The organism is Bacillus pumilus (assembly GCF_009937765.1).
In the GTDB taxonomy this organism is placed as follows: domain Bacteria; phylum Bacillota; class Bacilli; order Bacillales; family Bacillaceae; genus Bacillus; species Bacillus pumilus_O.
This window is the reverse complement of the sequence record NZ_CP047089.1, coordinates 244,528-261,648: the sequence shown is the minus strand read 5'-3', so window position 1 is coordinate 261,648 and position 17,121 is coordinate 244,528. Positions and strand designations below refer to the sequence as shown.

The 17,121-nt window shown below is 41.7% G+C and carries 19 protein-coding genes; 8 read left to right on the top strand and 11 right to left on the bottom strand.

Annotated features, from left to right (window positions below):
- Positions 1 to 141: 141 nt before the first annotated feature.
- Genes GPS65_RS01230 through GPS65_RS01215 form a run of 4 tightly spaced genes read right to left on the bottom strand, consistent with a single transcriptional unit; the run spans position 142 to position 4,960 of the window.
- Positions 142 to 1,224, bottom strand: coding sequence for a M24 family metallopeptidase (locus tag GPS65_RS01230; protein WP_012011670.1), 1,083 nt, complete (start codon positions 1,222 to 1,224; stop codon positions 142 to 144).
- A gap of 4 nt (positions 1,225 to 1,228) precedes the next feature.
- The gene (galT, locus tag GPS65_RS01225; protein ID WP_012011671.1) at positions 1,229 to 2,749 is read right to left on the bottom strand and encodes a UDP-glucose--hexose-1-phosphate uridylyltransferase; all 1,521 of its coding nucleotides are present in this window, start codon (positions 2,747 to 2,749) and stop codon (positions 1,229 to 1,231) included.
- 34 nt (positions 2,750 to 2,783) lie between these two features.
- Positions 2,784 to 3,776 (bottom strand): UDP-glucose 4-epimerase GalE, encoded by a 993-nt coding sequence (gene galE / locus GPS65_RS01220; RefSeq protein ID WP_012011672.1) that lies wholly within the window; start codon positions 3,774 to 3,776, stop codon positions 2,784 to 2,786.
- Positions 3,776 to 4,960: a galactokinase gene (locus tag GPS65_RS01215; protein ID WP_144481790.1), complete on the bottom strand. Its 1,185-nt coding sequence runs from the start codon at positions 4,958 to 4,960 to the stop codon at positions 3,776 to 3,778. The genes galE and GPS65_RS01215 overlap by 1 nt, the downstream gene beginning before the upstream one ends.
- A gap of 176 nt (positions 4,961 to 5,136) precedes the next feature.
- Between GPS65_RS01215 and GPS65_RS01210 the strand changes: the two genes are divergently transcribed.
- Positions 5,137 to 5,982, top strand: a complete 846-nt coding sequence (locus tag GPS65_RS01210; protein WP_012011674.1) for an AraC family transcriptional regulator — start codon at positions 5,137 to 5,139, stop codon at positions 5,980 to 5,982.
- Positions 5,983 to 6,017: 35 nt separating this feature from the next.
- On the opposite strand, the gene GPS65_RS01205 is transcribed toward GPS65_RS01210, so the two are convergent.
- Together GPS65_RS01205 and GPS65_RS01200 are read right to left on the bottom strand one after the other, a co-directional pair.
- Positions 6,018 to 6,275: a hypothetical protein gene (locus GPS65_RS01205; protein ID WP_012011675.1), complete on the bottom strand. Its 258-nt coding sequence runs from the start codon at positions 6,273 to 6,275 to the stop codon at positions 6,018 to 6,020.
- A gap of 27 nt (positions 6,276 to 6,302) precedes the next feature.
- On the bottom strand, positions 6,303 to 6,686 hold the full coding sequence (locus GPS65_RS01200) for a GtrA family protein (protein ID WP_012011676.1): 384 nt from the start codon (positions 6,684 to 6,686) through the stop codon (positions 6,303 to 6,305).
- A 456-nt stretch (positions 6,687 to 7,142) separates the two neighbouring features.
- On the opposite strand from GPS65_RS01200, the gene GPS65_RS01195 reads away from it, so the two are divergent.
- The 3 genes from GPS65_RS01195 to GPS65_RS01185 all read left to right on the top strand — a co-directional run bounded on the left by GPS65_RS01195 (position 7,143) and on the right by GPS65_RS01185 (position 8,932).
- Positions 7,143 to 7,283, top strand: a complete 141-nt coding sequence (locus tag GPS65_RS01195; RefSeq protein WP_003215413.1) for an anti-repressor SinI family protein — start codon at positions 7,143 to 7,145, stop codon at positions 7,281 to 7,283.
- A 298-nt stretch (positions 7,284 to 7,581) separates the two neighbouring features.
- Positions 7,582 to 8,271: a class I SAM-dependent methyltransferase gene (locus GPS65_RS01190; protein ID WP_012011677.1), complete on the top strand. Its 690-nt coding sequence runs from the start codon at positions 7,582 to 7,584 to the stop codon at positions 8,269 to 8,271.
- Positions 8,264 to 8,932 (top strand): glycosyltransferase family protein, encoded by a 669-nt coding sequence (locus GPS65_RS01185; RefSeq protein WP_012011678.1) that lies wholly within the window; start codon positions 8,264 to 8,266, stop codon positions 8,930 to 8,932. Before GPS65_RS01190 ends, GPS65_RS01185 begins: the two co-directional genes overlap by 8 nt.
- A gap of 279 nt (positions 8,933 to 9,211) precedes the next feature.
- Here GPS65_RS01185 and GPS65_RS01180 read toward each other — a convergent pair whose 3' ends face one another.
- Both GPS65_RS01180 and GPS65_RS01175 read right to left on the bottom strand, forming a co-directional pair.
- The gene (locus GPS65_RS01180; RefSeq protein WP_012011679.1) at positions 9,212 to 9,457 is read right to left on the bottom strand and encodes a hypothetical protein; all 246 of its coding nucleotides are present in this window, start codon (positions 9,455 to 9,457) and stop codon (positions 9,212 to 9,214) included.
- Positions 9,447 to 10,574 (bottom strand): Rap family tetratricopeptide repeat protein, encoded by a 1,128-nt coding sequence (locus GPS65_RS01175; protein WP_012011680.1) that lies wholly within the window; start codon positions 10,572 to 10,574, stop codon positions 9,447 to 9,449. Before GPS65_RS01175 ends, GPS65_RS01180 begins: the two co-directional genes overlap by 11 nt.
- A gap of 740 nt (positions 10,575 to 11,314) precedes the next feature.
- Here GPS65_RS01175 and GPS65_RS01170 point away from each other — a divergent pair.
- The 4 genes from GPS65_RS01170 (at position 11,315) to GPS65_RS01155 (ending at position 15,091) form a co-directional block, all read left to right on the top strand.
- On the top strand, positions 11,315 to 11,983 hold the full coding sequence (locus GPS65_RS01170; RefSeq protein ID WP_012011682.1) for a hypothetical protein: 669 nt from the start codon (positions 11,315 to 11,317) through the stop codon (positions 11,981 to 11,983).
- 425 nt (positions 11,984 to 12,408) lie between these two features.
- Entirely contained in the window at positions 12,409 to 12,723 is a 315-nt protein-coding gene (locus GPS65_RS01165) for a DUF485 domain-containing protein (RefSeq protein ID WP_012011683.1), read from the top strand.
- The gene (locus GPS65_RS01160) at positions 12,720 to 14,261 is read left to right on the top strand and encodes a solute symporter family protein (RefSeq protein WP_012011684.1); all 1,542 of its coding nucleotides are present in this window, start codon (positions 12,720 to 12,722) and stop codon (positions 14,259 to 14,261) included. The genes GPS65_RS01165 and GPS65_RS01160 overlap by 4 nt, the downstream gene beginning before the upstream one ends.
- Positions 14,262 to 14,752: 491 nt before the next feature.
- Entirely contained in the window at positions 14,753 to 15,091 is a 339-nt protein-coding gene (locus GPS65_RS01155; RefSeq protein ID WP_012011686.1) for a DUF4288 domain-containing protein, read from the top strand.
- A gap of 25 nt (positions 15,092 to 15,116) precedes the next feature.
- Here the strand turns inward: GPS65_RS01155 and GPS65_RS01150 are convergent, their stop codons facing one another.
- The 3 genes from GPS65_RS01150 to thiM all read right to left on the bottom strand — a co-directional run bounded on the left by GPS65_RS01150 (position 15,117) and on the right by thiM (position 17,106).
- Positions 15,117 to 15,491: a nuclear transport factor 2 family protein gene (locus tag GPS65_RS01150; RefSeq protein WP_012011687.1), complete on the bottom strand. Its 375-nt coding sequence runs from the start codon at positions 15,489 to 15,491 to the stop codon at positions 15,117 to 15,119.
- Positions 15,492 to 15,625: 134 nt separating this feature from the next.
- On the bottom strand, positions 15,626 to 16,294 hold the full coding sequence (thiE, locus tag GPS65_RS01145; protein ID WP_012011688.1) for a thiamine phosphate synthase: 669 nt from the start codon (positions 16,292 to 16,294) through the stop codon (positions 15,626 to 15,628).
- Positions 16,291 to 17,106, bottom strand: a complete 816-nt coding sequence (gene thiM / locus GPS65_RS01140; RefSeq protein ID WP_012011689.1) for a hydroxyethylthiazole kinase — start codon at positions 17,104 to 17,106, stop codon at positions 16,291 to 16,293. The genes thiE and thiM overlap by 4 nt, the downstream gene beginning before the upstream one ends.
- Between the last annotated feature and the right edge of the window lie 15 nt (positions 17,107 to 17,121).

Here is a 17,121-nt window from a genome sequence, read left to right as displayed (position 1 = left end):
ACTCATTTTAACGCAAGTTCACAAGAAAAGAAAGTATCGATCCTCTGTGTATACGCTGTAAGAATTGGTAATGATGCTGAATTAGTAGAATCTCTCTAAAGACTTCCAGCAAAAAACCGGCTCAGCGCCGGCAATCTACATTTATTCATCTCTCACTAAGATGTCAGGTCGTCTATAGATGTTCCCTTCATGTTCAATGTCCATGTACGTCCACTTGCCTGTATACGTTAAAAAACGGTTGCCCTCTTTTTCTACCACAATCGTATCCTCTGATTTCAGTCCAGGCAATGAAGGGTTCCATGTAAACACTTGATGCATCTGAATTTCTTCCTTTGCTGAAGGAACGGCAATGATTTCCCTAGATACAAATCCCGTTTTTCCCCCTTGATGGAGCTTTTTCCAGCTATCAGGGAAGCCCTCTCTTTCATACTGAGCAATACCTGCTTTCAAAACATCACCTAATGTTTTCCCAGGACGTGTGGCGGCATTCATGACCGTGTCAATTCGTGCTAGCCGCTCTTTGTTCTCTGCAAGCTCCTTCGGAAGCTGACCAAAGTAAACAGACCTTGTGACATTTGCAACGAGCCCGTGACGCTCCGCGCAGAGAACAACAAGCGCGTGCTTTTGAAGGGCTTTATCTGTTGGAATCGGGTGACGGTATTGATGGATCCGATCATCTGTTGCCACAAGCAGGACTTCTATCGTCATCCCTTGAGCAATGGCTCTTTGAGCAACAAGCGAAGCAATTTCGTGCTCGGTCTGCCCTGGAACGATTTCTTGACAGACACTTTCTACAATGACTGCTGTTTCATGACAGAGTTTTTCATATTGTCTGAGCTGTGAAGCAGTTAGGATCGAGCGAACATGCGACAAATCCGGTTCGATCCATTCGAATCCTTCCATTTGAATATCCGTCCCAATTCGTTTACCTTTTGTGAGTTCTTGAATGTATGGGGTCTCATCCTCATACCAATCCATTGTGACCACTTGAAACGGATGATCGACGTACGCCATTTCTTCTTCAATGATCCGCTTTTCTTCCATTTGATTCACAATGAGAACGATGTCGTCTTTTAAGACGAGTAGCTGGCACACACCCTCTGGCGTATTTAACACAATATGATTCCTTCTTCCGCCTGTCAGCCATGAGAAGTTATTTCGTTTTTGAATCAAAACACCATCAAGCTGCTTATCTTCCATTAGCTCTCTTACTTGTTCAATCATCTAATCACCTGCCTGTTTGAAGTGTTTGAATGAAACGGTTAAAAGCTGTTTTCCCTTGCTCAGTTCTTTTAAACACACCTGCCTGTGAGAGAATTCGAGAAAAAATAACACCAAGTTCTTTTTGTAAAATGGTTTGAGTATTATCCTCTGTAAAGGTGTTCTCTTCAAGCATCCGCTTTGCCCAAGCCTCGTGCTTCATGATTTCAGGACGGGCTTTGATTTCTTCAAGTGGACTTTCGGATAGTAAAGCCTCTTTTAATTGGCTTAATTCCTCTGCTAATCTACCAGGAAGCACAGCAAGGCCCATGACTTCAATTAATCCGATATTCTCTTTTTTAATATGGTGAACTTCTTCGTGCGGATGGAAAATGCCGTCCGGGTGCTGCTTGTTTGTCCGGTTATTACGCAGCACTAAATCTAATTCATAGTCATCCCCGTGACGCCGAGCAATAGGAGTAATGGTATTGTGAGGAGTCTCTCCTGTATGAGCGATCACCCCCACCTCTTCATCTGAATACAGTTTCCACTCATGTAAGATAAAATCTGCTGCGTCTGCGAGCGACTGCTGCTCACTGCTTCGAAGGCGGATCACAGACATCGGCCATTTCACAATACCAGCTCGCACATTTGGAAAGGCTTTGAGAGAAAAGACTTCTTCCATCTCTGCTTTTGCCATCGGAAATTCATGTGCACCGCCCTGAAAATGGTCATGACTTAATATACTGCCTCCGACAATCGGAAGGTCGGCGTTTGACCCGATGAAATAGTGCGGGTATATAGATATGAAGGAAAGCAGTCGTTCAAAGGTCTTTTTGGTGATGCTCATTGGTTCATGTTTGCCTTTGAACACTATGCAATGCTCGTTGTAGTACACATAAGGTGAAAATTGCAGAAACCACGATTCGCCTGAGAGTGACACAGGAATGATCCGATGATTCTGTCTCGCTGGATGATTGACCCTGCCCTCGAACCCAACGTTTTCTTTACAAAGGAGACAAAGGGGATATTGCTTTTGACTGAGCTTCTTCGCTTGAGCGATGGCTTTAGGATCTTTTTCTGGCTTTGATAGATTAATGGTGATCTCCAGCACGCCATCGTCTGTTGGTGTAAACCACTGTACATTTTTGGCGATCCTGCCTGTATGAATGTAATGGGCATGCTTCTGCATCTCATAGAACCAGCTCGTAGCAGCCTTCGGTCCCTCCTGCTTGCGCTTTTCTTCAAACTTCGCATAGATAACACTTGGAGGAGCCACCAAACAGCCCATAATTTTCGCATCTAGTAAATCACGATACGTATCCGTCCCCTCAGGAATTAGCCCTGTTTCTACTGCCCAATCGAGCATTGGCATTAAGATGTCTTCAAGGTCTTCTTCTCCTGGGACTGTTCTTGTTTCCGCTTCATCAAGCCTGAGCACCTCAAGCAATCGATTTCTCGTATATTCGATATCTAGTGATGTTATGAGCTTTTTATTGATCCCATATTGAATCAGCTGTTCCAGCTTTTCAAAAATATCAATCGCCATTCCCTTTGCCCCCTCTCTTGCCTGTCTTTACGTTTTATTCACTTTGATAGCCATCTGGATGCTTTTGAAACCAATCCCACGCACTCTGAATGATCGTGTGAAGGTCAGCATATTGAGGTGTCCATCCTAATTCTTGCAGCGCTTTTTCAGAAGAAGCAATCAGCTTTGCTGGATCTCCCGCGCGCCTTTTTGCCACTTGTGCCGGGATGGCATGCCCCGTGACTTTTCTGACGGCTTCTACGACCTGCTTCACTGAGAAACCTGTTCCATTCCCTAAGTTGTAGGTCGCACTGCCTTTTCCAGCACGCAAGCGGTCAACAGCTAGGATGTGTGCCTCTACTAAATCCATCACATGAATGTAATCTCTAATACACGTGCCATCCTCTGTCTCATAATCATCACCATAAATCATGATTTGATCTCGTTTTCCTAAAGCAACTTGCAAAATAATTGGAATGAGATGCGTCTCAGGCTGATGATCCTCTCCGACAAGCCCTTCTGTATGGGCACCAGCTACATTAAAGTAGCGAAGCACTACGTATTCTATTCCATACGCTTCTTCAGACCACTTCAGCATTTTTTCAATCGCTAGTTTCGTTTCTCCATAAGGATTTGTTGGGTTCGTTTCATCCGTTTCAACGATCGGTACCCGCTTCGGTTCACCGTATGCAGCAGCAGTGGAAGAGAAGACGATGTGCTTCACATCAAATTCATTCATGACTTGTAGTAAAGCAGTTGCTCCGCCAACGTTGTTGTCATAGTACTTAAGCGGGTCTGTCACACTCTCCCCAACAAGTGAATCTGCCGCAAAGTGCATGACCGCTTCTATTTGATGCGTTTTGAACACCTGTCTTAAAAAAGCGTGATCTCGTAAATCCCCCTTCTCTAAGACAGCTCCTTCCAAAACAGCTTCTTTGTGGCCTGTCTGCAAATTATCCACTACCACTACTCGTTCGCCTTTCGCTAGAAGAGCCGCCACCGCATGACTGCCGATGTACCCTGCTCCTCCACAAACTAAAATTGTCATTACACTTCCTCCTTCGTGAGTTCTCTTGCGCCGCCTCCAATTCCAGCTGTGTAAAAGGAGGCTTGAATGCCTGTTTTCTCTTGATACATCGCACCAGTTTCTTCTATAAATGACACCAGCTGCTCTTCTTTCACAATGCTGATCGTGCATCCGCCAAAGCCTGCACCTGTCATACGGGAGCCAATCGTTCCCGGGTGCCGCCAAGCGGCTTCAGCCAGTGCATCTAGTTCAAGTCCTGTTACTTCATAATCATTCTTTAATGAAAGATGAGAAGCCTTCATGAGTGCGCCTAACTTTTCAATTTTATCATTTTTCAAGAAATTTATCGCTCTTATGGTCCGCTCATTTTCCGTCACGACATGTCTTGCCCGTTTGCGGCAGATGTCATCTTCAATCAAGTGGGCAACCTCTGCAAATTCATCCGCAGTGAGCTCACATAAGTGGGTAATGTCGATTTTTTTCTGTAGATCATTTAAAGCGGATTGACACTCTGCCCGGCGCTCATTATATTTGGAATCTGCCAGTGTCCGCTTTTTATTTGTATTGGCGATGACAAGCGCAAGTCCATCTTGTCGAAACGTACTATATTCGAAGGCAAGGGTATCACAATTGAGCAAAATGGCGTGATCTTCTTTTCCAAGGGCAATCGAAAACTGATCCATGATCCCGCAATTGACACCAATAAATTCATTCTCTGCACGCTGAGAAAGAAGAGCGAGTTGGACATTTGAAACGCCGAATGAATGCCATTCATTGATGAGAACAGCGGTGACAAGCTCTATGGAGGCAGAGGAAGACAGACCTGCCCCATTTGGAATATTGCCGCTGTACACAATGTCAAAGCCTTCTTCTATCTTCATTCCTGCTTCTATAAACTGTTTGAACACACCCTTCGGATAATTTGCCCAGCCGTCCGATTCTACGTAAGCGATTTCAAAAAGATTGAATTCTTTCACACCATCGCCCTCAAAGTTCAAGGAATACATTCTTATGCGGCCATCTGAACGTTTTGCACAAGCAGCATACGTTCCGAGAGTAAGCGCACATGGAAACACATGTCCTCCATTATAATCTGTATGTTCACCAATCAAGTTCACTCTTCCTGGGGCAAAAAAATAGCGAAGTTCTTCTCTATCTCCAAATTGCTGGTGAAATGCCGCGCGTAACGTACCGATCATATCCATTCCCCTTTTCTCTTCTGATACTATTTATTTTAGTTGTCACAGCAACATCCGTTCAATGGTAAAAAAATCGTTAAAAAATACCCTTTTTTTGCTGTGAATGGTACGATGTGATATGAGGTGTAACATGATTATAAATAGAAAAAGGTTGTTTTTTGCTGTGAAGGAGGGTTTCCAATTTGAAGAAAGAAGCATTTGCATTTCGTTTTCACCATTCTGATGTGACATTGCCGGCACAAATCTGGTCTGTTGGCTGGGAAGTTCAATCTTCTTCGTTATATAGCTGGAATGGCGTGGAGCGGAAGGATCAGGGCAAGTGCATTTTTCAGCTCACACTGTCTGGACATGGCATGATTGAAATCGGAGAAAAACGTTTCAAAGTATTGCCGGGTCAGGCCTTTCTCGTGAAAAGCCCTAGTGCCTACCAATATTATTTTCCAGAAGACAGTGAGCATTGGGAATTTCTCTATTTAACGCTTTACGGGGAATCCTGCGATCTTTGCTTTGACCAATTTATTGACCAAGGAAAGCAGGTCATGCGTTTTCATCCGAATTCCAGACCGATCCGCCTGCTCAAGACCATTTATGATGAAGCCAGTGAAAGACGGATTACCAATCCATTTGAGGGGTCTAGCCTTGCTTATCAATTTGTCATGGAACTGTATTCATATTTGCCAAAGCTTGAGGGACAAATGGAGAAATGGCCCGAGCCCATCGTTCAAGCTGCCTTGTTTGCCAGCCATCATTTTCACGAAGAAATTGGCCCAGACGATATGGCAGCTGCGGCACGTTTATCCAAAAGTCATTTTACGAGGGAATTCAAAAAGGCCACTGGCTTCACACCTATTCACTACCTAACCAATATTCGGTTAGAAAAGGCGGAAACGTTATTGAAAACAACAAAATATTCGATTGAAGAAATCGCCATACAGTGCGGCTATAGAAATGCGAATTACTTGAATAAAGTCTTTCGAAAGAAAATCGGCATGTCTCCAAAGCAACTGCGGGAAACAAGCGATGCATAATAAAAAGCAGCCGCTTTCACAATTGGCTGCTTCTTTTACGCTTTCGTCAGGTCAACATGAATTCTCCCTTGTCTTAAAACAATGGACATTTGCGTGTCAGGTGTCATTAAGTTTTCCAAAATGTCCGTTGCTGTTTGAAGCGCAATGTCCATTCGGTTGATCTTTTCCTTTTCTTGTTCCGAAAACGATTCTGGATGTGCGGTCATTTCTTTGACTAGCCTCAACACTTGTTCATGCTGCTTTTCTGTTTGCTGATATATGACGTCATATAATTCGTCTGGCCTGCTGCTCATTTCACATCACCTATCTTTTTTCATATGTTAAATCGCATCTTCTTTTGTTTTCTTGAAGACGAACCATTTACTGGCGACGTAATTCACGACCACAATCACAAAGTTGACAAGAATTTTTGCGACCGTTTCATTGAGCGCCATTTGGCTCACAAATAAAATCATCAGCCCCAGATCGACACCTAGAGACATGAGACGAACACTAAAAAATGAAGAAAGCTCACGCATAAGGCTTTTCGTATCACGAGCCTTTTGCTTGAAGACATACTTCTTATTGGTGATATAAGCAAAGAGAACAGCAAATACCCATGAAACAACTGTAGCTGTTTTATAATCCATGGAAAACATCTCAACGAATAAGTAGAAGCTGACTATGTTGACGATGGTTGTACACACACCCATCACAAGATACATGACAACTTCTTGATACTTTTGAAAAAGGCTATACATGTCTTTCTTCATTCCTTCTTGGTGGTTTCTGTTTCTTTTAGAATACCATCTTGAGAAGAACTTCCCAAACGAACAATATGTACGTTCTGCACAGATGAAATTTGTTCTACTCGATGGCAAATGTCAACCTAATTGGTTTATATAAGCCAAATGATTTAGGTCTTTTTCATTATTTTAATTTATAATCTTTTAACTGACTGTACAATTGTTTATTATTAGAAGTAAGAAATCAATAATTATGGGTTTTTTAGTCATTTTTTTAGGAACGTGGTAGGTGATAGATTTTACAAAATAGGTTAAATGTCATCATTTTTCGACAAAATCTATTTTGCGCTGTTTTCATCCACACGTACAGTTACTAGACGGTTTGTTCAAGTCATTGGTTGCAGATGAATATGTCTTATTGAACTGGAGGATATTATGGATACGCAAGTGAAAAGAAGAGTTGACGAAGAGTGGGTTTATTTGATTCAGGAAGCGAAAAAAATTGGACTAGCCATCGAAGAAATACAAGCTTTTTTAACATCCAACGGTGATCAGAAGATGATAAACAAACCGTAAATCAACGCCGTTATCCTTTGTCTTTCAGACTGCTTTGGCTAAAAGTTCTGACTTGTCAATTGACCTTTTAAAAATCCTTTCATGACGATACGCTACAGTAGAACACCCCTTCATACCAATCCCTTCCACTCATGGGGTTCTGTCTTTCTATATTAGGAGGACAGTCCGTTTCCCGTTCTTTATATGATCCCTTTTTAGCCACCATTCATGAAAATTGTCCTTCTCTCGTTATAAAACCAAGCTCCCCACCCATATATTAAGCATGAAAGCAATGAGAAAGCAGAAAGGTGGGTAGAGCGTGAGTTCAGAGTCCCTTTCCTATTATCACCAAAAAAAGGATCAGTATTATCATGGCGTGAACCCGGTCATTGTCAGCCGTATCCGCGCGGAATGGACGTCTTTATTGGATATCGGATGCGGCACAGGCAAGCTTGGAAAAGTCCTGAAACAAAAAGGACGGACCATTTATGGAATTGAATCGTTTGAGGATGCAGCAAAAGAGGCTGAACAAGAGCTAGATCATGTGCTATGCGGAAATATTGAACAGATGACGCTCCCTTACGAACAGGAACAATTTGACTGCATCATTTTCGGAGATGTCCTTGAACATTTATTGGACCCGTGGGCCGTTTTAAAGAAGGTCAAACCTTTCCTAAAAAAAGAAGGAGCCATTCTGTCATCCATTCCGAATATCGGTCACATATCAACCGTTTTAGAATTATTAGCCGGCAGATTCACTTATACAGATGCAGGATTAATGGATCAAACTCATTTGCGTTTCTTCACTCTTCATGAAATTCATGCACTCTTTCAATCAGCAGGCTTCCGTATTCGCGAACTCGAAACCATTCGCGTACAGCATCCTTCCTATGAGAGCGTGATGAGTGATTTACATGAATTACTCATGAAGCATGGCATTCGTTCAGATTTTCATGAGGCCGCTACCGCCTATCAGTATGTAGTTGAGGCGGTTCAGCTTCATGAGTAACCCCACCATCCTGTTTGTTTTATGTGTAAATGATGAGTCGATGTTTCAGGCTTGCTTTCGGCAGCTCGCTTCACTTCCCGCTCCCCATGGATATCATGTGGAGGTTTTGCCGATTAGACATGCATCCAGTATGACCTCTGCTTATAATGAAGCCATCACTCATCCAGCTCAGTTTAAAATTTATCTTCATCAAGATACATTGATTGTCAAACAGCATATGCTTCTTGAGTTGATCCCGCTTTTTTTACAGCATCCATCACTTGGGATGGTTGGGGTCATAGGTGCAGAAAGCGTGCCTGACAATGGGATCTGGTGGGAGAGTTCTGATTGCAGGGGGAAAGTCATTGAATATCGTCACGACACCTATCAACTGCTTTCATTTGAAAATGGTCGTCAACAGGCCGAAGCGCAAGATTATATCAACGCTTCAGCGATTGATGGTCTTTTTATGGCGACGCAGTATGATGTAAAGTGGCGTGAGGATCTCTTTGATGGTTTTCATTTTTATGATGTTTCGCAATCCTTTGAATTCATGCAACAAGGCTATGAGGTTGGCATTGCAAGGCAAGAAGAGCCTTGGTGCATCCACAAATGCGGAGATCATTTTGATGCGGAAGCATATGAAAAAGCGAGACAAACATTTCTTGCAAATTATCGATAGAAAGCACCCTTTTCGGGTGCACAGAATGTAGAGAAACTCATGTTTTTCTACATTCTTTTTATTTTCCATGTCATGATGTAAGGTGAGAATGAAAAAGGCTTCCCACACGTGTCTTGAAATGACCTTTTGGTGCTTTTGAAATCTTGTGCAGCTTTCAAGAAAAGGACACGGAGCACAAGCTTTCGGATCTGATTTATAGAATCGATAACCTTTCTGGGACAATAAAGCTGTCGAGATTTTCTCGACAGCCTGACAAATCCTAAAGGTCAGTTTAATTCATCAAGTAGATAACCTAGAATCACGTGTTCCAAAACGAACATCAGGATTTTCACTAGAACGGGTTCCATTCCTCACAGCAAAACCCTCAGTAGTAACGCTACTGCCTGTAGCATTTACAGTCAGATCAGTGGATTCTGGAGAAGTAGCATTTCTTGAATTCACATCAAAATCGACAGATGATAATGAGATCACACCTAGCAATGCTGTAGCACCCAAAAAACCAGTAAGAACCGTTTTAACATTCATATGAACAGTCGCCCCTTTGGATTTGTTTTCGGGCGTACATCACTTTTTCATACATTTTTACAGATTCATCCATACGCCCATTCTCATTATAGTACCGAGCCGCTTCGAGCGCTAGGTCTTCCATGTATGGATAACCCCTCTCATTCTCTAATTTTTCCAACGAGTTCAAGACTTCACTTAAGTTTGCTGTTTTTAAAAATAAAATTTCCAATAACATCAGCAACGATAAAAATAGATCATTTTTTCTATTCTTCGCTTCTTCCAAGCCTCTTTTGAAAAATCTTTCACCCTCAATAAATTCCTTTTGACTCAAATGAAATAACGATAATTCGTAATAAACCAATAGCAACTCTATAGCATTAATAGGCTCTCCTTCTAGAATAACCTGATTAAAATAAGCTAGCGCCCTATTAAAATCACCTAATCCTTTATAACAGCACCCAATATTAAATAATGACTTCACAATCATTGGCTTATTAGAAATTGCCTTAGATTTTTCTAAAGCTGACATTAAATGAGGAAGCGCTTTTTCTCTGCATTCAAAATCAATGAAATTACCTGCCATAACAGTTAGACAATTAATTTCTCGAATCATATAAAGGGAATTGCTCTTTTGCGCCTTATAAGTATCATAAGAAAGACCAACGTAATACATAGATACGTGTGTCTGTTTCATGTGATAAAACACTTCTGATAACTTGTAATAAAATTCTGCTCTTTCTAACTCCTCCCCTACTTGCTCAAGGCGCTTTTCCGCACGCTTATAGAATACAATAGCTCTAATAAACTCACCATTTTTGAATTCATACATTCCTTGAAAAAAATTAAAATAGTATTCAAGAATGGCTGACATCTTTTTTCCTTGTCCTTCTACAGCTTTCAAGTAATCCGATTTTTCAAGTGGTTCTTTAGAAGGCTGCACATAGTCTGTCATCAATTGATGACGGAACTCCATTAACTGAAAATAAAGAACCGCCTGTTCATCTTCTTCCATGACATCTATATCTTTTCTAACCTCTTCCCTTAGCATCTGAGCCTCTTTAACATTGAATCTTTTTATATGCTTATACCATTCATTTATCTTGATCGCTACAACTGGAGACGGTATAGACGCCATCTACAATCCCCCCTAGAAAACCAATTTTTAATAAATGTTAGCATATCAATTCCTAATAAAAACCTATTTATCCATTAATATGTAAAATTTTCGGCATGACGCAAACGTTTTTTAAGCAAGTAGGACACTAGACATATCGGTTTTTAAATGCTATCGCTGTTAACCCATTTAAATCCCATATAAGCGCATTTGCAGTATCACATTATGGAAAATCCCCGAGCATAAATAAAGGTGCTTAGTATCGAATATAAACGCTCTTGGTGGTGTTTTTGAAATAGACTCAATGTTTTTTAAGAAACAAAAGAACAGGCTCTGTAGCCTGTTCTTTATTATCAAGTGAAGACCATATTAAAGAACCTATATTGCGGTCACCGCAACCCAAAAAGAAATTTTCCATTGAATTCCCAAAGGTGAATCAATCAATGCTAGGATGAAAACATGTCAAGAAAAAGGAGGGAGTACTATGACTTATGCTGTTTTATTTTTTTCCGCCGCCACTTAATAAAAGTCACTGAAAACACAAGAAGTAAAATCGCAATAAGCTTGAACATAAAGCGAGTGAAGAAAGTAGCATCTTCGAACTCCGTTGCAAAGATACAAGCTCCTAGGATTATCCCGATCATGCCCACTACCCAATTCCAAAACACATCAATCACTCCTAAATTAACTTTTTTTAAAAGAAAAGCATTTTTTATCCATATGTACATTATTGCACAAAAAACAAGGGGGAAATATCCAAAATGAAAAAGTTCATAATCGTGCTTTTAGGCCTGACGTTATTTCTAACAGTTCCATTACAAACCGTAGCAGCAATAACCCACCAACCTCAAGAAATTAAAGAATCTTATCAAACTGAAATTGAAGGTAAGGTACATACTTTCAATTCCGTGACCAAAGGCAGCACTCAAACAATAACGATTGATAATGGCGAACGAGTTGATACCGTCTCTTTTGACCGAGCAAAAAAAGAACTTCGTATCAACAATGAATTAGTTGAGTTAGAGGAATTTAAAGAAGCTGGAAAAGAATTAATCAATGAAGACAGCGAGATTAGCACAACAAACAAAGATTACCAATGGAGACTTGTAAAAAACTATAAAAACAAATTCAACATCACTGTTGCTATTGTCGCTCTTGTCACAGGTGCTATTTTAGCATTACCAACGGGGACCGGTGCTATAGCTGGCGCAGTCTTGACACTGAAAGCAGTAGCCATAATAGCTACAGCAGTAACATCCGCTTCAGGATCAACAGGTCAAAAAGTCTTTCATTACACATTCAAAACGTACTACAGCCCGAAAAACGGCTACTGGAACAACAAATTTGTCTTATCTGTCTACAAAGATTCAAAGCGTAAAAAGCATGTTAAAACAGTTTCACATACGACACGTCTTGGGAAAAAATATTAAAAAAGAAGCAGGCTTCATTAGCCTGCTTTTTCTCATGTTTATGTAATTCTTAATGTCAACATGCCAACTCGGTTGTTTTTGGATCAAGTAGTGGAGCAGTTATAACACTCCTCCTGACATGGAGGAATATTACCTGTAAATTTTTGATAATCTTCTATTTTTCGTTCGTACTTTTTTGTGTTTCGATAAACTGTGCAGCCCTTGATTCAGATGAATGTCCTTATGACTTTTTATATTTCTTACCGCTACCACAGAAATCCGGGTAAGCCAGTGCGAAGCAAAAAATACCTGAAGATAAAGTCATGTTTTAATTAGGCTCAAACACCCTTTCCGGGTGCCTTTTTTATGATATACTGTCATAAACAACCAGATCGTCTCATATGCATTGGAGTACCTTGTCCCTAATTCGTACAAAGGAGGAAACAATGGCAGACAAAAAAGTTCACTATAAGAAGGTTGCCGCTTCAGAGGATTTTCGAAAACTTCTCGAGGAAAAACGCAGATTTATCGTACCGATGACGATTTTCTTTTTTCTCTTTTACTTTTCACTTCCGGTTGCTACATCCTACTTCACCTTTTTGAACACGCCGGCAATTGGCGCGATTTCATGGGCGTGGTTATTCGCCCTCACACAATTTGTGATGACCTGGGTATTATGTGGACTTTATGCGAAGAAAGCTGCTCAGTTCGACAAATATGTAAGCGCTTTAAAAATTGAATCGAGAGGTGATGACGAATGAGCATGACCGCTTTTATTTTATTCATAGCGATCGTAGGGCTCACATTGGTCATCACGTATTTTGCTGCGAAAAAAACGAGCAATGCGAGCGACTTTTACACAGCAGGTGGAGGTCTGACTGGGTTTCAGAACGGACTTGCCATCGCCGGAGACTATATGTCTGCTGCATCATTTTTAGGAATCGCTGGAATGATCGCTTTGAATGGATTTGATGGCTTTTTCTATAGCATTGGCTTTCTCGTGGCGTATCTTGTCGTTCTTTACGTTGTGGCCGAACCGCTTCGAAATCTAGGTAAATATACGATGGCTGATATGATTGCTGCACGATTTAAACGCCCTGCCATTCGAGGGGTAGCCGCGTTTAACACAATCACAGTCTCTACTTTTTATATGATTGCACAGCTTGTTGGGGCAGGTGCATTAATCAAGCTGCTTCTTGGCATTGATTACTGGATTGCGGTGCTAATCGTTGGTGTCTTGATGACCATTTATGTCGTGTTTGGCGGCATGATCGCAACGAGCTGGGTACAGATCACAAAGGCTGTGCTTCTCATGCTAGGAACACTGATTATTTCACTGCTTGTATTTGCAAAGTTTGATTTTAGCCTGCTCAAGATGTTTGAGGAGATGAAAACAGCGACCCCGCTCGGTGGATCATTTCTTCACCCGGGAAATAAATATGATGTGCCTTTAGAGACCTTGTCTTTGAACCTTGCTTTAGTGCTTGGGACAGCAGGTTTGCCGCACATTTTGATCCGATTTTATACGGTGAAGGATGCCATTTCTGCGCGTAAATCTGTTCTATCCGCTACGTGGATCATCGGTATTTTTTATTTAATGACGGTTTTCCTTGGCTTCGGTGCAGCTGCCTTCGTTGGAACAGACGCGATTACAGCAGAAGATGCAGCAGGAAATATGGCTGCCCCACTGCTCGCCCAAGCCCTTGGAGGAGATCTGTTATTTGCCTTTGTTTCCGCTATTGCCTTTGCGACCATTTTGGCGGTCGTAACTGGTCTCGTCCTATCTGCTGCGTCTGCCTTTGCGCATGATTTTTATAGTCAGATCGTCCGCAAGGGGAAAGCGAGTGAACGGGAACAGGTGAAGGCCGCACGCTTTGCTTCTATCGGCGTGGCCATTCTTTCTATTATTCTTGCATTATTTGCCCAATCGTTAAACGTTGCTTTCCTTGTGTCACTTGCGTTCGCAGTGGCAGCAAGTGCAAATTTACCATTGATTATCTTCACTGTCTTTTGGAAACGATTTAATTCTACGGGTGCCATTGCAGGGAGCTTAGTAGGTCTGTTGAGCGCACTGATCATCGTCTCGCTCAGCCCAAGCGTCTGGGACCCATCGGGAGCAGCTATCTTTACAGGAGATCCGCTCATACCGCTGTCAAACCCTGGCATTATCTCGATCCCGCTCGGATTCCTTGCCGCATACTTAGGCACGATCTTCTCTTCTGAAAAAGCAGATGAAGACACCTTTACGGAAATTCAAGTAAAGGCACATACAGGGATGCATATGGATACTGATTCATAAGGAAGAGACGGCTTCATATTGTTGACAAAGGGCTAAAATGATCTTGATTTTAGCCCTTTCTCTTCTTTTCATTGTGATAGAAAATCTTTGTAGCCCTTGAAAGGACGAGTACTGGCGCAGAGCGAATTTGACATTTGTGAGCACCAGCACGCAGGACTGATTCCGAATGCGATGGTTTGTCTACACGCTGGAGCCGGCTTTTTTGTGTTCTTCTTTTCCTTAGTAAGGTATAAATTGACCCTTCAACTTATCTTTATACTTTTCTAATCTCGCAATTTTTCTACACGTGATAAGAGAGCATAAGGTGACGATGATCAACAAAATTTCATGTGTTTCTCCTCTGTTATCAATCACTTTCTTCATGACTATCCCCCCGTTATAGATCTATTTCTCCTACACTACGTCATTCATATGTTATCATTTTAGTCACATACTGGAAATCATTTCACGCGTGTACAATGAAAAGCTGCAAGAAAGAAGTGACATTACTTATGCGTCAGCTATATTCTGCCAAGTTATTATTTGAATCCATCTCATCACCAAGCAATATGCCCGATAAAATATTTGAAGAACGAATCATTTTGGTGCGAGCAAAAAACCATCGTAAAGTAAAAGATATCGTCAAAAAAAGCTTTCCAGAAGAAACCTTTGAGAATGCTGCAGGTGGACAAACGACCATAAAATTAGCAGCCATATTAGATGTCTTTGAGCTTATAGATCACTTAGATCAAGAATCGCTGCATTTAAGTGAAGTGTATAGCCGCCACCTTATTTTTGATAAAGAAACATCGGCAAAAGAAGCCATCGAGGCTTATTCTTTAGACAAATAAAAAAGCTGGCTGATGAGCCGGCTTTTTAATAGCGCTGAAATAACTCTGGAATTTTCGGTACGTTTTCTAAATAAACGATCTTTCCTTTGTCGTCTAGTTCTGCAATATCAATTCCTTCTGCTGTATAAACACGGCCATCCGAAAGTTTTCCACACACGGCCCAGTTGGTTTCATACTTGCCATCTTCTCTTTTTTCCCATCCATCCCACATATGTTTGATGTCTTCATGCACGTGGAAAAATGTGTTTAAAAACTGTGTAAACGCTTGGATACCTGGCTTCTCTGCACCATTTAAGACAATCATGACATCGTCAGAAAACAATGCGAGCAAATCATCCATTTGTTCTTGCCCTTTTCCAGCTTCATCGTAGCGGCGAAAATACATATCGAGCACTTCCATTGTTCATTCTCCTTTATTTACCTGTCATTTCGATAAAAATCGAACAATTTGATTGTACACAATTGTTTCTCACCTGTCTATTATCCCCGAAATCAAAAAAGACATGAATTGAGTCAATCCATGTCTCTTCCGTATTAAAGTAATGCTTTTTCTGATGTAACAAGTGCTCTTAATTCTTCTGCTGCTTTCTTAGGATCAGCGCTCTGGCTAATGGCGCTGATGATGCTGATACCATCTGCTCCTGCTTGTATGACTGGTGCTGCATTATCGTATGCGATACCCCCGATGCCAACAATCGGAATATGAAGTCCATGATGACGCACTTCAGTGATCAATGAGACTCCTTGGACACTGCGTGTATCCTTTTTCGTTTCTGTTGGATAGACTGGACCCATGCCGACATAATCTGCACCGTCTTTCATGGCTTGTTTCACTTCGTCTAGGTTATGCGTAGATACACCTAATATTTTATCCCCGATTTTTTGTCTGACGTCTTCTGCATTTGTATCTTCCTGTCCAACATGTACGCCATCTGCATCTAGATCTATCGCTAGTTGCACATCATCATTTACAACAAACGGAACATTCGCTTCTTGGCAAAGTACTTGAAGTTGACGAGCCAATTGTTTCTTCTCTTCTCCTTGCAAGGCTCCCTCGCCCTTTTCTCGAAATTGAAACATGGTGATTCCGCCTTGAATCGCCTCTTTTAACACATCAAGCGGTTGCCGGCTTGTATTCGCTGTTCCCATAATAAAATAAACCGATAATTGCTGTTTGATTTGCTGTTGATCAGTTTTTGTCATGTGACATTCCTCCCTATTTTCCCTAGCGTCAACACATCATTGCCAGTTGTGTGTGAGAGTGCATTGAGCAATTCCATTTGAAACGTACCTGGCCCTTTATTCTGGGTGTACTGAGCTGCCTTTTCAGCTGCGACACCATAAAACAATAGAGCAGCTGCCGATGCGTGAAGCGGCCTTTCACCTGCTGCACAAAATGCCCCGATAACAGACGTCAGTAAACAGCCTGTTCCCGTCACCTTGGTGAGCCATTCATGTCCATTATGAATAGACAACACGTCCTCTCCATCTGACACTACATCGACTTCCCCTGTAATCACCACAACCGTCTGAAGTGTCTTCGCTGCTTGTTTGACTAGTGCCGATACATCTCCGTTGGCCGCTTTCGCATCCACGCCTTTTGACTCCCAGCCATCCACTTCAAGTAAATGAGCAATTTCTGCAGCGTTCCCTCTGACAACGGTTATGTTCACTTGCTCTAACAGCTGTTTTGCCGCTTTCAAACGAAACGTTGTCGCACCAACGCCGACAGGATCTAATAGAACAGGTATCCCCTTTTTATTAGCAGATTGTCCAGCCAGAATCATGGACTCCACCGTCTCCTTGGTCAGTGTGCCAATATTTAGCACAAGCGCATCGGCTAATTGCGCCATTTCTGCCACTTCTTCTTTGGCGTTTGCCATGACCGGCGAAGCGCCTAAAGCAAGCAGACCATTCGCTGTAAAGTTCGTCACGACTTGATTGGTGATATTATGAACAAGTGGATTTTCCGCTCGAACCTTCTCCAATAAATGAGATGCGATGCTTGTTTTCATCCGTATCGTCCTCCC

Coding starts and splice junctions, on each gene's coding strand:
- GPS65_RS01180 (WP_012011679.1), bottom strand. CDS start 9,457: ATGAATGTTAAAACGGTTCTTACTGGTTTTTTGGGTGCTACAGCATTG.
- GPS65_RS01150 (WP_012011687.1), bottom strand. CDS start 15,491: ATGGAAGTGCTCGATATGTATTTTCGCCGCTACGATGAAGCTGGAAAA.
- GPS65_RS01195 (WP_003215413.1), top strand. CDS start 7,143: ATGGATACGCAAGTGAAAAGAAGAGTTGACGAAGAGTGGGTTTATTTG.
- GPS65_RS01200 (WP_012011676.1), bottom strand. CDS start 6,686: ATGTATCTTGTGATGGGTGTGTGTACAACCATCGTCAACATAGTCAGC.
- GPS65_RS01215 (WP_144481790.1), bottom strand. CDS start 4,960: ATGGATATGATCGGTACGTTACGCGCGGCATTTCACCAGCAATTTGGA.
- GPS65_RS01175 (WP_012011680.1), bottom strand. CDS start 10,574: ATGGCGTCTATACCGTCTCCAGTTGTAGCGATCAAGATAAATGAATGG.
- thiM (WP_012011689.1), bottom strand. CDS start 17,106: ATGAAAACAAGCATCGCATCTCATTTATTGGAGAAGGTTCGAGCGGAA.
- GPS65_RS01155 (WP_012011686.1), top strand. CDS start 14,753: ATGCGTCAGCTATATTCTGCCAAGTTATTATTTGAATCCATCTCATCA.
- GPS65_RS01185 (WP_012011678.1), top strand. CDS start 8,264: ATGAGTAACCCCACCATCCTGTTTGTTTTATGTGTAAATGATGAGTCG.
- galT (WP_012011671.1), bottom strand. CDS start 2,749: ATGGCGATTGATATTTTTGAAAAGCTGGAACAGCTGATTCAATATGGG.
- GPS65_RS01230 (WP_012011670.1), bottom strand. CDS start 1,224: ATGATTGAACAAGTAAGAGAGCTAATGGAAGATAAGCAGCTTGATGGT.
- GPS65_RS01205 (WP_012011675.1), bottom strand. CDS start 6,275: ATGAGCAGCAGGCCAGACGAATTATATGACGTCATATATCAGCAAACA.
- GPS65_RS01160 (WP_012011684.1), top strand. CDS start 12,720: ATGAGCATGACCGCTTTTATTTTATTCATAGCGATCGTAGGGCTCACA.
- GPS65_RS01165 (WP_012011683.1), top strand. CDS start 12,409: ATGGCAGACAAAAAAGTTCACTATAAGAAGGTTGCCGCTTCAGAGGAT.
- GPS65_RS01170 (WP_012011682.1), top strand. CDS start 11,315: ATGAAAAAGTTCATAATCGTGCTTTTAGGCCTGACGTTATTTCTAACA.
- galE (WP_012011672.1), bottom strand. CDS start 3,776: ATGACAATTTTAGTTTGTGGAGGAGCAGGGTACATCGGCAGTCATGCG.
- thiE (WP_012011688.1), bottom strand. CDS start 16,294: ATGACAAAAACTGATCAACAGCAAATCAAACAGCAATTATCGGTTTAT.